We start from the raw sequence: 13,865 nt of genomic DNA, 5'->3' as shown, positions 1-13,865 counted from the left end.
TCTTGATAAACATTGTAACATTTGGTAAGCCGTATGCCTTAATAGGGCACGTACGGTTTGATAAGGGGGAAGCCTCGAGAGAGGTTTCCCTACTTTATTACTACACACAGTTGTCCGAAAACATTACCAAAAATTTTTTACTTGTTTTTTTCAAACAGATTTGATAAATTATTCTACGTACTAACTGACCGAAATCGTCATTCGGTCATTACTCAAAAGGAGCGATGTTTGATGGTGATAAATCGAAAAAAGATGATCATTGAAGCTGCAACAAAATCATTCTCTTTATTTGGGTATAAGGCGACAACGATGGATCAAGTTGCGAAGCTCGCCAACGTTGGTAAAGGAACCATTTATACCTTTTTTAAAAATAAGGAAGAATTGTTTGATGAAATCATTATCGGTTTAATTTGTGAAATGAAGGCTGCAGCAGCGGAGAGTATTGACAGCTCACTTAAATTTCATGAAAATCTCCATCGCGCCCTGTTTAAAATGGTAGAGTTTCGCAATCAGCACCAATTAATGATCAAGCTGTTTCAGGAAGAAAGGGAGATGGGAACGCCTGCGGTCCAAGAAATGATTGAAAAGGTAGAGCAAACGATCATCAGTTATATGAAAGAAAAGCTGATCATTGGCATAGAAAAAGGTGAAATTGCTAAATGTGATCCTGAGCTAACCGCATTTATTATGATTAAGTTATATGTATCACTTATTTTTGATTGGGAAAAGAAACATCCACCGTTAACAAAGGAAGAAATCGGTTCCTTATTTGAGCGGTATATTTTTAAGGGATTATCTGACTAAAATGGATAGTCCTCATTTTTAACAATAAAATGACCAATTGGTTAAAATGGTCATTTTGTCAACTAGGTTAAGGAGTGAAAATCATGAAACAAAAGCTTGTGTACCAGGAATGGCTGTCAATTATTCAAAATAAAAAGATTCTCATTCCGGTCATCGCTATCCTGTTTATCCCGGTTTTATATGCCGGAATGTTCCTTTGGGCATTTTGGGATCCGTATGCTCGATTAAATCAACTCCCTGTCGTTGTCATTAATGAAGATAAGGGAGCCGTTTTTGAAGGAGATAAGCTAGAACTAGGGAAAGATTTAGCGGATAAGCTTGAGAATAGTGAGGAATTTGAATTTCATATTTCTAAAAATAAAGCTCAAGCTACAGCGGATTTAAAAAACCAAGAATACTATATGATGATTGAAATACCGAGTGATTTTTCACAAAATGCAACAACATTGCTCGATGAAAATCCGCAAAAATTAGATCTTGTTTATATTCCGAATGAAGGCTATAACTTCCTTTCAGCCCAAATTGGTAATACGGCGATCGAAAAATTGAAAGCATCGATTTCAGAGAAGGTGTCTGAAACTTACGCGGAGACCATGTTTGATAAAGTTGGCGAACTGGCAGATGGAATGCTTGCAGCAAGTGATGGTGCAACCAAAATCGATGAAGGCGCACTTGCGTTAAAGGATGGCTCGAAAACGCTCCAAGCTTCGCTCGAGTTACTTGCCGGAAAAGCAGTCGAATTTCAAGCTGGTATGACAAAAGCGAATACGGGGTCCAAAGAACTGCAAACAGGTGCTGCGTCACTTGCTTCTGGTTTAACACAACTAGAACAAGGGCACGAAAAGTTGCAAACGGCATCTGGTGAACTTTTAGCCGGTGAAGAGGAACTGGCAAAAGGGATTGCTCAATCCAAGCAAGGCCTTGATTATGCAAACAGCAAGTTGCCAGAAATTCTTGGTGGTACTAAAGAATTGCAGACGGGGACTGAGAAACTTCTGAAGCAGGTTGAATCTAGTGCGACAACAACGTCCGCTTCAGCCCAGCAAATCAACGAAGGAATTCTCGAGTTGCAGACGCAACTGTCACCATTATTAAGTCAATTACCAGCAGAGCAGCAAGCGGAACTAAATGATTCATTTGCCGAATTGGCAGGTGGAAGCAAGGCTATTGCTGATGGGAATGCCTATTTAGCGGGAATGATGACTTCTCCGAACGGTGGCGGCAAACTAACTGCAGGATTTACCAACTTAACTGAGGGGCAAACACAGCTCCAAGCAGGCGTTAAGCAGCTTGCTGATGGTAGCAGTTTATTGCAAGCAGGTTCTAATAAAATCATTACTGGACAAAAACAGTTTAATAGTGGCATGAAAACTTATGCAACAAACTTTACAGCCGCTAAGAATGGCGCAGCAGCGCTTGCTAGCGGAACAAATGAACTGTCTAGCGGTATGACTCAACTCGCTGATGGCACCGATAAAATCATTGATGGTACAGGTCAGTTAACTGACGGAGCTGAACAGGTGGCCAACGGAAATGCTGAGCTTGAAGCAGGTACAGGAGAGCTCGCTAGCAAATTGACGGATGGTGCAAAGCAAGCATCGAAAGTTGATGGCGATGAAGAAACCTATAGTATGTTTGCATCACCTGTAGAGGTAAAAAGTGAAAAAATGAATGAAGTACCAAACTACGGAACAGGGTTCACGCCTTATTTCTTATCACTTGGTTTGTTTGTCGGAGCTTTATTGCTCTCCATCGTCTTTCCATTAAGAGAGCCAGTTGGGGTTCCGAAAAATGGTTGGAGCTGGTTTATGAGTAAATTTGGCGTGATTTCCATTATCGGGATTATTCAAGCTTTAATTGCTGTCGCGATTATTTACTTTGGTTTAGGAATCGAAGTGCAAAATGTTCCGTTGTTTATCTTGTTTGCAATTGGAACAAGCTTAACGTTTATCACGCTAATTCAAGTATTAGTCACAACAATGAGTGATGTCGGCCGATTTGTGGCAATTCTGATTTTGATTTTACAATTAACAACAAGCGCCGGAACTTTCCCACTTGAATTAATCCCTGAATTCTTGCAGGGCTTTAATGTGCTGTTACCGATGACTTATTCTGTACAAGGCTTTAAAGCGGTCATTTCCAGTGGTGATCTTTCATTCATGTGGATGAATCTTGGAGTGCTGTTCGGATTTATCCTCCTGTTTATAGCCGGAACCGTAACATATTTTACCTTAAAGCATAAGCGGAGCTATTCATCTTTTAATGTTAGTGCAGAAAAGGCTTCAAATTGAAGATAGACGAAACAACCCCAGTCAGAGATGACTGGGGTTTTCATATATTTCTACACTATTGTTATGGGAACACTATTGCTTAGTAACGCTTAAACACTTATCGCATGTATTGCCGTAGCACTCATGCTGTTCTTCAATGACTTCTCCACATTCTTTACATTTTTTGGACGGTAAATTTTTAAAAAATTCTAAGACGTTTTCTAGCATCGTGGTGGTTCCTCCTTTTAAGTTTGAAATGTTCGAAAATTATTAATGTTGAGATTATTGTAGTATAACAGAAATTATAAGTCAATCGGTGTTTTAAAACAAAATGCTGGAAAATGTAAAAAACGGGCAAATTCGCGTATAGTAGTATTTATGGCAAAATCAACATAACAGGAGGGAATATCATGCAATTACACATCATTGGTTGTTGGGGTGGTTATCCTAAAGCAAATGAAGCAAGCTCTGGATATATACTGGAATGTGATGACTTTCATTTATTAATTGATTGTGGCAGCGGTGTCCTTTCAAAGCTGCAAAACACGCTGCAACCTGAGAAAATTGATGGTGTCATTCTGTCCCATTATCATTCCGATCATATTGCCGATATCGGGGTCCTGCAGCATGCGCGACTAATCCAAGGCATACTAGGCGGAGCTTTGCCGAACCTGCCGATTTATGGACATCAACTGGATACCCAAGAGTTTGCCAAACTAACATACAAGGAGATCACAAAGGGGGTTGCGTATGATCCTAAAGCTCCTTTAACCGTTGGGCCATTTACGATTCGTTTTTTACAGACAGAACATCCCGTTCCTTGTTTTGCGATGCGAATTGAAGCACAGGGAAAGACAATGGTTTACACAGGGGATACTTCCTTTAAACCGGAGTTGATTGACTTTTGTAAAGATGCTGATTTACTGTTAAGTGAGTGCAATTTTTATGGGAATATGGACGCGAATGGCGCGGGCCATATGACAAGCATTGATTGTGGTACATTGGCACATAAGGCTAATGTGGGCGAGCTAGTCCTTACCCATCTTCCGCATTTTGGTCATTTACCACAGTTGGTTGAGGAAGCAACTGAGAATTTCTCCGGGAAGATTCAACTGGCATCTCAGGATTTAAAAATCAAAATTGACTAATTTTTCAACGGAGGTTTTAACGTGTTATTTATAGATAATAAGGGAATTACCGACCCACGGGTTAATTTGGCCATTGAAGAATACGCTCTAAAAAATTTAGATATTAACGAAACGTATTTATTATTTTATATAAACGAACCATCGATTATTATTGGTAAAAATCAAAACACAATCGAAGAAATTAATACTGACTACGTTGAGACAAATGGTATCCATGTCGTGCGCCGCCTCTCTGGTGGTGGGGCCGTTTATCATGATTTGGGGAATTTGAACTTCAGCTTTATCACCAAGGATGATGGAGAAAGCTTTCATAATTTCCTGAAATTTACTCAACCTGTTATTACGGCATTGAACAAATTAGGGGTAAACGCAGAACTAAGCGGTCGAAATGATATTCTTGCCGAAGGACGAAAAATATCAGGAAATGCCCAATTCTCAACAAAAGGAAGAATGTTCAGCCATGGAACGCTTTTATTTGATTCGGAAATAGATAGTGTTGTCTCAGCCTTGAAGGTGAAGAAGGACAAAATTGAATCGAAGGGGATCAAGTCGATTCGCAGTCGTGTCGCCAATATCTCGGAATTTGTATCTGAAAAAATCACGATTGCAGATTTCAGGCAGTTGTTGCTTGAGAGCATTTTCGAAGGCCAAGCTGACATTCCAGAGTATGTATTGACCGAGGAGGACTGGAAGAATATATATCAGCTTTCAAAGGAGCGCTATCAAAATTGGGAGTGGAATTATGGGAAGTCGCCAAAATTCAACCTTCAACATTCACACCGCTTCCCAGTTGGACAAATTGATGTTCGTTTGGAAGTGAATAAAGGTCAGATTCATCAATGCAAAATTTATGGTGACTTTTTCGGGGTGGGTGATGTGCGCGATGTCGAAGAACGACTGGAAGCGATTCGATACGAGCGAAGCGAAATCGAACAAGCATTAGCAGATATCAACATCAGCCACTACTTTGGAAACATCACCAAAGAAGACTTTATCCAACTACTCTATTAACACAAAACCACGGTGCTAAAAGCATCGTGGTTTTTATGTGGGAAAGATATTTAAATAGCAAAATAGGACATGCTTCGACAAAAAATATTATTTAAAAAAGATAAATTGCAAAAGTTTGTGGAAAAAGATTACAAATAATTTTTCGAGGACGTAAATAAGATAAAACCTAGGACAACGTAGTTTACGTTGTTAAATCAAGATATTGACAGAAAATTGTCATAAATTCGCTCGAAAGTTTTTAAACTATCTAAAAATACTTGCAATTAAAAATAATTTCGCGATATAATTTAGTGCATAAAAGCATAAAAGTAAAAAAGCAAAATCCTGAGGGGGAAACGAATCGATGAAAAAAGGTTGGAAAGCACTAATTGCTGCCAGTTTAATGGGTAGCGTGCTGCTAAGCGGTTGCGGTAGTAAAGAAACAAGTGATAACGGAAAATCTGAAGAGAAAACCTATCAAATTGGTGTGAGTCAATTTGTTGAGCATGATTCCCTTGATAAGGCATTTGAAGGATTTAAAGAGGCGCTAAAGGATGAGGGACTAAAGGTTGAGTATGATGTTCAAAACGCTCAAGCTGATATGAACAATAACTTGCCAATTGCTCAAAATTTTGTTGGCGACAATGTTGATTTGATTTTTGCCAATTCCACACCAAGTGCATTGGGTGCGCTAAATGCAACTCAGGATATTCCAATTGTATTTACGTCTGTTACTGATCCGGTAAGTTCAGGACTTGTTAAAGCGATGGATAAGCCAGGGGAGAATATTACAGGTACCACAGATTCACATCCTGATGCGATCACGAATACTGTTAAATTTATGAATGAAGAGTTCGACGGGAACAGAGTTGGTCTAATTTATAATGCTGGTGAGCAAAACTCCGAGGCGCAAATAAAATCAGTTGAGAAGGCAGCGAAAGGCACTGATCTAAAGCTTGTAAAAGCGACAGTATCAACCACAGCAGAGGTAAAGCAAGCTGCGGAGTCACTTATTGGAGCCGTAGATATGATTTATATCGTTACTGATAATACAGTAGTTGCTGCACTTGATACAGTTGTAAAAGTTGCAGAAGACAATGATATTCCATTATTTGTAGGTGAACTTGATTCAGTAGATAACGGTGGGTTTGCAGCATACGGATTTGATTACTTTGACATCGGTTATCAAGCAGGTGTTATGGCAGCAAAAATCCTTAAGGGTGAGAAAAAGCCTAGTGAATTACCGATTGAGTATCCAGAAAAGTTAACACTTGTTATCAATAAAGACGCTGCCAAAAAAATGAATGTTGAAATTAAAAAAGAATGGGAAGAAATGGCTGAAATTAAATAAATTTGGAACTAAACAAATTCATTAAACATAGTTGTAATAATCGGTGCGAAGGTAGTTGGCGATGTTTCGGTCAACTACCTTTACATTAATACAGCCATGATAGAAAGGAAGTATTATATGTTTACCGCCATATTTGGCTCTTTGGAAGCTGGTGTGATTTACGCACTGATGGCTTTAGGAGTTTATCTATCTTTTAGAATATTAGATTTTCCAGATTTGACGGTGGATGGCAGCTTTGTTACAGGAGCTGCTGTTGCTGCTGTAATGATTGTCAATGGCTTTAGTCCGCTTTTGGCAACAGTTGCGGCTTTGTTTGCCGGAATTTTGGCAGGGCTTGCGACTGGATTGCTTCATACGAAAGGGAAAATTAATCCGCTTCTATCAGGGATATTAATGATGATTGCTCTGTATTCAATCAATCTAAGAATTATGGGTAAATCAAATGTCCCGTTGCTAAATGAAGAAACGTTGATTACACAAATTAACGAGTTTTGGAGCAAACTAGGAATCGATAGTGCGCTGGAATCACTTTTCGTTAATATTGGTTTAGGTGAATACGTCCCAAAAACATGGGGAACGCTCGTCGTTATGCTGCTGTTAACATTGATTGTGAAATTCGCAATTGATTGGTTCTTAAAGACTGATTTAGGCTTAGCTATTCGGGCAACTGGAGATAATGAAACGATGATTCGTAGTTTCTCTGCCAATACGGATTTTCTAAAAACATTAGGACTTGGCTTATCCAATGGTTTGGTTGCTTTATCAGGAGCACTCATTGCCCAATATGGTAGTTTTAGTGACGTAGGAATGGGTATTGGGATGATTGTCATCGGTTTGGCTTCGGTTATTATCGGAGAAGCAATTTTTGGAACGAAGAGTATTGTTAGGGCAACGCTCGCGGTCATTGGTGGTGCTGTATTGTATCGAATCATCGTGTCAATTGCCTTGCGGGTACAATTTTTGGAGACAGGCGATATGAAGCTTATTACCGCATGTATTGTTATTATTGCCCTTGTTATTCCAAAGCTTTTGGACTCTGAGCGGGAGCGAAAACGGAAGCGGAAGCGTTTAATGGAAGCGAGAAAGAAACAGAGTTCGGTAGAGAGAAGTGGTGAGCAACTTGCTAGCATTAAATCAGATCTTTAAAGTATTTAATGAAGGGACCCCTGATGAAAAGGTAGCATTAGATCATGTGAATCTTCAATTAAATAAAGGTGATTTCGTCACGGTCATCGGCAGTAATGGAGCTGGGAAATCGACGTTAATGAACATTATTTCTGGTAAATTAATTACTGATGTTGGAAACGTTTCTATAGATGGAAAGGATGTTACCAATGTCAGAGAGCATAAGCGGGCACGATTAATTGGCCGTGTGTTCCAAGATCCGATGGCGGGTACGGCTCCAAAGATGACGATCGAAGAAAATCTGGCGATTGCCTATTCTCGAGTCGGAGCGCGTGGCTTAAAGAGAGGACTTTCAAAAAAACGTCGTGATTTTTTTAAGGAGAAACTGGAAATGCTGCACTTAGGCTTGGAAAATCGTTTGCAGGCAAAAGCTGGTTTGCTATCCGGTGGTGAACGTCAGGCGCTATCACTATTAATGGCGACCTTTACTGAGCCGAAAATTCTTTTATTAGATGAGCACACAGCAGCGCTTGATCCTTCAAGAGCGGAGCTGGTGACACAGTTAACCAAGGAAATCGTTCACGAATATCATTTGACCACACTAATGGTAACGCATAACATGCAGCAGGCCTTAGACCTTGGTAACAGGTTAATTATGATGGATAAAGGCCAAATTATTTTTGAAGCTAGTGAGGAAGAGAAAAAGGATTTAACGATTGATCGCTTGCTAAGTGAATTTCAACGTATTCGCGGTGAGAAAATGTCTAGCGACCGTGCTGTCCTCATTTAATAAACAATGAAACAAAATCGCATGCCTGAGTGTTCGGGCATGCGATTTAATTATGCAGCTTTACGGTATTTATTTTTGAAAAAAATCATGGTCAAAACAATAAGTAAGATGGGAATTGCTGCGCCCATAATGAGGTTCATTGGAACGTACGACTGAAATAAAAATTCGTTAAACTCAGCATAGTTCTTTGCGAAAAATAGAGAGCCAATACCAATCAACCAAGCCAATGGTATGACAAGGGGTTGATAGGTAGTTAACTTAAATGCTTGACCAATTCCTAAGCTGAGCCCGTAAAAAAATACGGAAATGCGAATCATTGAACCGACCGTCCAAAACAAAATGGCAATGGTATCAAAGCGATTAATCACGTCGCCAGCACTTATATAGCGAACCTCTGAGAATGTTGGGAAAGCCATTTTTGCCGCTTCGACTGGACCAAATAAAGCAACTGGTCCTGTAATTGGCCCCAAGAAAAAAATGAGTGTTACAACAGCAGTCCAAAAACCAGTTTTCACAAGTTTCTCAGGTCTCTGAACATAGGGAAGAATCATTCCCATGACCACAAATTCACCAAACCAACCCATGACAGAAAGTGAACCGATTGCAACGGGCCGAACTCCGTTTCCCATTATCGGCAACAGGTTTGAATAGTCCTTTTGATTACCCATTGTTAAAAAAACAACTGAAATCGCTACTAAAACTAATACGGGCAGCATGATTTGATTTAATCTGCCTAAAGTTTCCAAGCCGCGATAAACGATGAATGAAGTTAATAGAAGAATAATCGTTACGAAAGCCCAATTTGGTGTTTCGGGCATAATTCTGGCGTATGCTTCAGTGAAAAGCCTCGTTCCCAATGTTACCATGATAAAAAAATAAATAAGGTATAGGGTACCAAGAAATTTACCAACCCAGGAAAAATGTTTAAACAAAATCTCAATTAAGCTCTGACCGGGAAAGTACTGTGCCAATTTAACTAAGGCAAAAATGCCAATTAAGCCTAAAATTGTTCCAAAGATTGCGGCAATCCAGCCATCCTGTCGGCTTTGTGAAAGGATGACTGTTAACAAAATTAAATGCCCGATGATTGTCAGGGATGTGATTGCTAACATCGCTGCTTGGGTATTGCTGATTCGTCCACGCTCTATCAAAAATTATCCCACCTTTCATTTCACAATCTGATGTAAGCTATTAAACATACTAGCAATCGAAGGCTCGAGAATTCCAAATATCATTAATACACCCGAAATAATCGCAAGACTAATAATGCTAACAATAACTTTTAAGGTACGATATTCTTGTTTTTTAAATAAAAAATAGACATGAGATGTGGATGAAAGACATATTAAAACAATCAATATGAGACTTACTAAAACTTTCATGCTTTACCTCGATTCATACGCTTTACTTGGATTTTTGTGGACTCCAAAACGAGAAATACTTGCATCAACATCTATTTCAACTTGTAAATTTTTAAGACCATCTTTACGCCAAGTTGGAGCCATTTTACGCCATTCGCTCGGATTCTTTCGATATATCGCTTCGCCAAAGCCAAATACGTCAGTCTGCCATTGGTTTTTAACTTTAGTTAAAATAGCTTTAGCCTCCCTGGTTGCGAGGGTCTCTAGTTGCTCATTAAGCTCTTCAATCGTATCGCTATTAAGATCTAACTCGGAACAAGTGACCTCACCAATATCAGCTTGGATGGTTGTTTTTACCTTCAGTTTCTTTGTGATTGCCTTTTCATCGGGAATCATTTCAGATTGAGTATCTCGAATCATTACGCTGACATTTTCAGATTGATTTTTCCCGCATGGTAGAACAATGACTTCGTTCTTTAATCCACCGCGAATCCACAATAAGCCACGTGTTTCATTTTCGTTTAATACTCCAACAAGTTTTCCATTTTTGAATATAGCTGATCCAAATAAACTGGCAACGGTAACCATATCTTTATGGTTCTCTTTAAGTTTTTGATTTTCCCCTTCTGCTTTAATTCCAAGTTTTTTAGCTGTTGTCAGCACTCCAGTTACCGGATCAGCCGTATCACTCGTAAACACCTTCATGAACTGACTTATGTCAACCACTGTATTTGCTGCGACATTACGATTATTTTTTGAAAAATCAAGAATATCTTGACCAAGAGTTGCATTGAACTCGGGCGCTGTCCTAATGATCTCACTTGGTTTTTCTTTAGTTATGAGAAGCTTAATATTAGGTCGGAATTGATTTTCACGATGGAAAAAATCTAAGGTTTGCTGCATTTTTTCACGGGCGACAGTTTTACTTAAGAGAATGGTATCCATATGTCCCAAGTAAATTTTTTCAGGGATAGAGTTAGACAGTTGATTCAGTGCCTTATAAATCGTTTTGCCAGTGGCAGTCTCAATGATAGTTTTATTTTGATTTTCATCTATGATTTTTTCATTCATAACTGGTGAGAAAAGCGCCCCAGGTCTAACAATTCTAGCAGTCACTTCATATTCACCAGCTTTATTTATATCAATTCCCATAATATTCGTTACCGCCATGTCATGAATTTCGACTGAGCTCCAGCATCCTGAAAGTAGCAGGGGAAGGAGCAACAGCGACACTCTGATTTTGCGCATGAATGAAACTGAACGAAGGAGCCTCACGCTTAATCCCCCTCCTTTTTTATAGAAGATGAATGTGATTCAGAGCTAGGTTCAACCCCATAACCAATTGGTCTTGTATCCATTGCCCATCTTGGTGCGCGGATGAATACATCCTTCCAGTTTTCTTTCCTCGCTGGCGATACAGGAAAGAAATAAGGAGTTCCAAACGAGCGGATGCTAATTAAATAAGTTAATCCAAACATGAGTCCAACGATTATCCCCATAAATCCAAAAAATCCAGCTAAAATGAGTAAAGGTAAACCAGAGAAGCGGATAATTTGATGAAATGCATAATTAGGTAAAATAAATGAAGTAAGTGCAGTAACCGATACGACAATAGCCATGATTGGTCCGACAATACCAGCATGAACAGCCGCTTGACCGATGAGAACTAGTCCTAAAATCGTAACAATGGAACCGCCAAATGGTTTGGGCATTCTTAAACCTGCTTCCCGCAGTAATTCATAAGTTAAATACATAAAAATTGCCTCGATTAAGGCAGGATAGGGTAATGCCTCCCTATTTGCGGCAATTCGGATGAGAAACGGATTTTGTAATAAATCTTGATGGAAGGTAATCAGGGCTATATAAAATGCGGGTAATATAAGCGTGACAAACAAGCCGAGAAAACGAACCCAACGAATAATTGTCGCAGCTAATGCCCCGTCATAATAATCTTCACCCGAATGAAGAAATTCAACAAATAAAGCTGGAACTGTAAGTACGTAAGGAGAACCATCAACAAGGATGGCAACCTTGCCATCGATAAGGCTCCCGCAAATACGATCTGGTCGTTCTGTGCTAAAAACAGTCGGTAGAGGCGACCAAGGTTCGTCTTTAATCTTTGATTCCACAAAATGACTGTCGAGAATACCGTCTGTTTCAATTTGGGCTAGGCGCTGGTGAACTTCTGCGACAACTTCAGCTTTGGCTTTACCTTTGATGTACATTACACTAATCTTTGTTTTCACTTGTTTTCCGATGGTGAGTTGGTCAATTTTAAGAGCAGTGGTTTTCAGTTTTTTCCGAATTAACAGCACATTTTTATGAAGGTCCTCGACAAAGCCCTCTTGAGGACCTCTAATGGTTTGTTCTTTTTCAGGGATACTTATCTGTCTTCCAACAACCTCACTCGTCTTAAAAACAAAGGCGGTTTCTAGGTTGTTTACCATTAGAATGGTATTTCCCTCAAGGATGTGTTCAGCTATGCTTTCAAATGAGGAAACGTTCATTAAATAGCTATATGCAAATTGTTGGTTAATGTATGGAGAGATGTCATCTTTGCTTGATATAGCCTCTGTAATATTGGTCAGACCAGTTTCAATTTGTTGCATCGCATCACGATTGACCATTTCATTAAAATAAATCAGGCAACCCGGATAGCTTTTTATTTTTATATAATGAACATTCAAATCATCACATGCTTCGAATAGGCCTTGTAAACTATCGATATTATTTTGTAAATCGGCCGAGAGTGATTTGAAGCTTTTCCGTTTAATTGTTTGCTTGTGCGCCTCTTTTGAAGTAATATGATTTGTCATTTTGAACACCTCCTAACTGATAAGTTTTCCTACATATGAACGAAATATTACAAACTGGAGAAAATAATAAAATGATTTTTGCTAAGAAAAGATAACAAGAGTAATAAGTATTATATAATTGTTTGTAGTATTTTTTCCTATCCTAGAAATTGCATTGGAGTGATTAGATGAGAGCAGTTGTACATGAAGGAAAGACTGGATTTGAAGGACTTACATATCGAAACTTTGAGGAAATTGAGCCTAAAGCTGGTGAGGTAAGAGTTAAACTTAAAGCTGCGGGCTTGAATCACCGTGATTTGTTTACCTTAGTTCGTCATCAACCAAATGACCCGCCGTTAATCATTGGTTCAGATGGTGCCGGTATTGTTGATGCAATAGGAGAAGGGGTTGAAGGAGTTAAAGTCGGGGATGAAGTGATCATTAATCCAAGCTTGGGCTGGAAGGAAAATAGTGATGCGCCTCCAGTCGGCTTTGAAATATTAGGGCTACCTTTTCATGGTACTTTTGCCGAAAAAGTTGTTGTTCCAGCAGAAAACGCTGTGAAAAAGCCAGCCTATTTAACTTGGGATGAGGCCGGGGTTCTATCATTAGCAGCTTTAACTGCATATCGGGCTTTGTTCACGCGCGGAAAAGTAAAGTCAGGCATGAATGTTTTAATTCCTGGTATTGGCAGCGGAGTGGCGACATTTTTATTGCAATTTGCAAAAGCAGCTGGAGCAACGGTTTATGTAACATCACGTTCTAAGGAAAAGTGCGAAAAGGCATTGGAGCTTGGTGCAGATAAAGCGTTTGATAGTAATGAGGATTGGAGCGTGGCCCTTGAAGGTGTGAAAATGGACCTTGTGATTGAATGTGTCGGTCCAGCAACATTTAATAAATCAGTTGCACAGCTTCGCCCGGGTGGTACGATTGTAACGTTTGGTTCTTCCACCGGTGATGAGCTGCAATTAAATCTTCGAAGCTTCTTTTATGGACAATTTAATCTTTATGGCTCAACGATGGGCAGTGGCGAGGAGTATGGGGAAATGCTTCAGTTCATTGAAAAACATGAAATTCGCCCGGTTGTTGATCAAATGTATCCGTTGGAGAAGTTTGACCAAGCGTTTGAGCGAATGGAAAAAGCAAAACAATTAGGAAAGCTCGGCTTTGTTATTGGTTAGAATAAAAAAATGAGTATTATAAGAAAGGCATCGGCTTACTTGCCGATGCC

12 protein-coding genes are annotated in these 13,865 nt (G+C 39.4%); 8 read left to right on the top strand and 4 right to left on the bottom strand.

All coding sequences use genetic code 11. The annotated features are described in order from the left end of the window. The first annotated feature begins 231 nt into the window (after positions 1-231). Both HHO41_RS11470 and HHO41_RS11465 read left to right on the top strand, forming a co-directional pair. The gene (locus tag HHO41_RS11470; protein WP_211171129.1) at positions 232-804 is read left to right on the top strand and encodes a TetR/AcrR family transcriptional regulator; all 573 of its coding nucleotides are present in this window, start codon (positions 232-234) and stop codon (positions 802-804) included. Positions 805-887: 83 nt separating this feature from the next. After that, positions 888-3,095 (top strand): YhgE/Pip domain-containing protein, encoded by a 2,208-nt coding sequence (locus tag HHO41_RS11465; protein ID WP_169098646.1) that lies wholly within the window; start codon positions 888-890, stop codon positions 3,093-3,095. Positions 3,096-3,167: 72 nt separating this feature from the next. On the opposite strand, the gene yhfH is transcribed toward HHO41_RS11465, so the two are convergent. Next, positions 3,168-3,302 (bottom strand): protein YhfH, encoded by a 135-nt coding sequence (yhfH, locus tag HHO41_RS11460; RefSeq protein WP_169098644.1) that lies wholly within the window; start codon positions 3,300-3,302, stop codon positions 3,168-3,170. A gap of 182 nt (positions 3,303-3,484) precedes the next feature. On the opposite strand from yhfH, the gene HHO41_RS11455 reads away from it, so the two are divergent. From HHO41_RS11455 to HHO41_RS11435, 5 genes are all read left to right on the top strand, one after another. Then, positions 3,485-4,222, top strand: coding sequence for an MBL fold metallo-hydrolase (locus HHO41_RS11455; RefSeq protein ID WP_169098642.1), 738 nt, complete (start codon positions 3,485-3,487; stop codon positions 4,220-4,222). 21 nt (positions 4,223-4,243) lie between these two features. Then, positions 4,244-5,233, top strand: coding sequence for a lipoate--protein ligase (gene lplA, locus HHO41_RS11450; RefSeq protein WP_169098640.1), 990 nt, complete (start codon positions 4,244-4,246; stop codon positions 5,231-5,233). A gap of 343 nt (positions 5,234-5,576) precedes the next feature. Further along, complete coding sequence (locus tag HHO41_RS11445; RefSeq protein WP_169098638.1) at positions 5,577-6,563, top strand: ABC transporter substrate-binding protein; 987 nt, start codon at positions 5,577-5,579, stop codon at positions 6,561-6,563. Positions 6,564-6,680: 117 nt separating this feature from the next. Next, a complete protein-coding gene (locus HHO41_RS11440) occupies positions 6,681-7,709 on the top strand; it encodes an ABC transporter permease (RefSeq protein ID WP_169098636.1) in 1,029 nt (342 codons plus the stop codon). Further along, a complete protein-coding gene (locus HHO41_RS11435) occupies positions 7,684-8,478 on the top strand; it encodes an ABC transporter ATP-binding protein (protein ID WP_169098634.1) in 795 nt (264 codons plus the stop codon). Before HHO41_RS11440 ends, HHO41_RS11435 begins: the two co-directional genes overlap by 26 nt. Positions 8,479-8,528: 50 nt before the next feature. Here the strand turns inward: HHO41_RS11435 and HHO41_RS11430 are convergent, their stop codons facing one another. The 3 genes from HHO41_RS11430 to HHO41_RS11420 all read right to left on the bottom strand — a co-directional run bounded on the left by HHO41_RS11430 (position 8,529) and on the right by HHO41_RS11420 (position 12,655). Continuing rightward, positions 8,529-9,629 (bottom strand): GerAB/ArcD/ProY family transporter, encoded by a 1,101-nt coding sequence (locus tag HHO41_RS11430; RefSeq protein ID WP_169098632.1) that lies wholly within the window; start codon positions 9,627-9,629, stop codon positions 8,529-8,531. Positions 9,630-9,863: 234 nt separating this feature from the next. After that, a complete protein-coding gene (locus HHO41_RS11425; protein WP_169098630.1) occupies positions 9,864-11,114 on the bottom strand; it encodes a Ger(x)C family spore germination protein in 1,251 nt (416 codons plus the stop codon). A 2-nt stretch (positions 11,115-11,116) separates the two neighbouring features. Beyond that, positions 11,117-12,655, bottom strand: a complete 1,539-nt coding sequence (locus HHO41_RS11420) for a spore germination protein (protein ID WP_169098628.1) — start codon at positions 12,653-12,655, stop codon at positions 11,117-11,119. 167 nt (positions 12,656-12,822) lie between these two features. Here HHO41_RS11420 and HHO41_RS11415 point away from each other — a divergent pair, with 167 nt between their 5' ends. After that, positions 12,823-13,815, top strand: a complete 993-nt coding sequence (locus HHO41_RS11415) for a zinc-binding dehydrogenase (RefSeq protein WP_169098626.1) — start codon at positions 12,823-12,825, stop codon at positions 13,813-13,815. Positions 13,816-13,865 lie beyond the last annotated feature (50 nt).

It is taken from the genome of Bacillus sp. DNRA2 (genome assembly GCF_012843265.1).
In the GTDB taxonomy this organism is placed as follows: Bacteria; Bacillota; Bacilli; order Bacillales; family Cytobacillaceae; genus Bacillus_BU.
Note: the sequence above shows the minus strand (reverse complement) of the source record. Positions and strands in the feature narration are given on the sequence as shown.

Coding starts and splice junctions, on each gene's coding strand:
- HHO41_RS11455 (WP_169098642.1), top strand. CDS start 3,485: ATGCAATTACACATCATTGGTTGTTGGGGTGGTTATCCTAAAGCAAAT.
- yhfH (WP_169098644.1), bottom strand. CDS start 3,302: ATGCTAGAAAACGTCTTAGAATTTTTTAAAAATTTACCGTCCAAAAAA.
- HHO41_RS11465 (WP_169098646.1), top strand. CDS start 888: ATGAAACAAAAGCTTGTGTACCAGGAATGGCTGTCAATTATTCAAAAT.
- HHO41_RS11470 (WP_211171129.1), top strand. CDS start 232: ATGGTGATAAATCGAAAAAAGATGATCATTGAAGCTGCAACAAAATCA.
- HHO41_RS11445 (WP_169098638.1), top strand. CDS start 5,577: ATGAAAAAAGGTTGGAAAGCACTAATTGCTGCCAGTTTAATGGGTAGC.
- HHO41_RS11440 (WP_169098636.1), top strand. CDS start 6,681: ATGTTTACCGCCATATTTGGCTCTTTGGAAGCTGGTGTGATTTACGCA.
- HHO41_RS11420 (WP_169098628.1), bottom strand. CDS start 12,655: ATGACAAATCATATTACTTCAAAAGAGGCGCACAAGCAAACAATTAAA.
- HHO41_RS11415 (WP_169098626.1), top strand. CDS start 12,823: ATGAGAGCAGTTGTACATGAAGGAAAGACTGGATTTGAAGGACTTACA.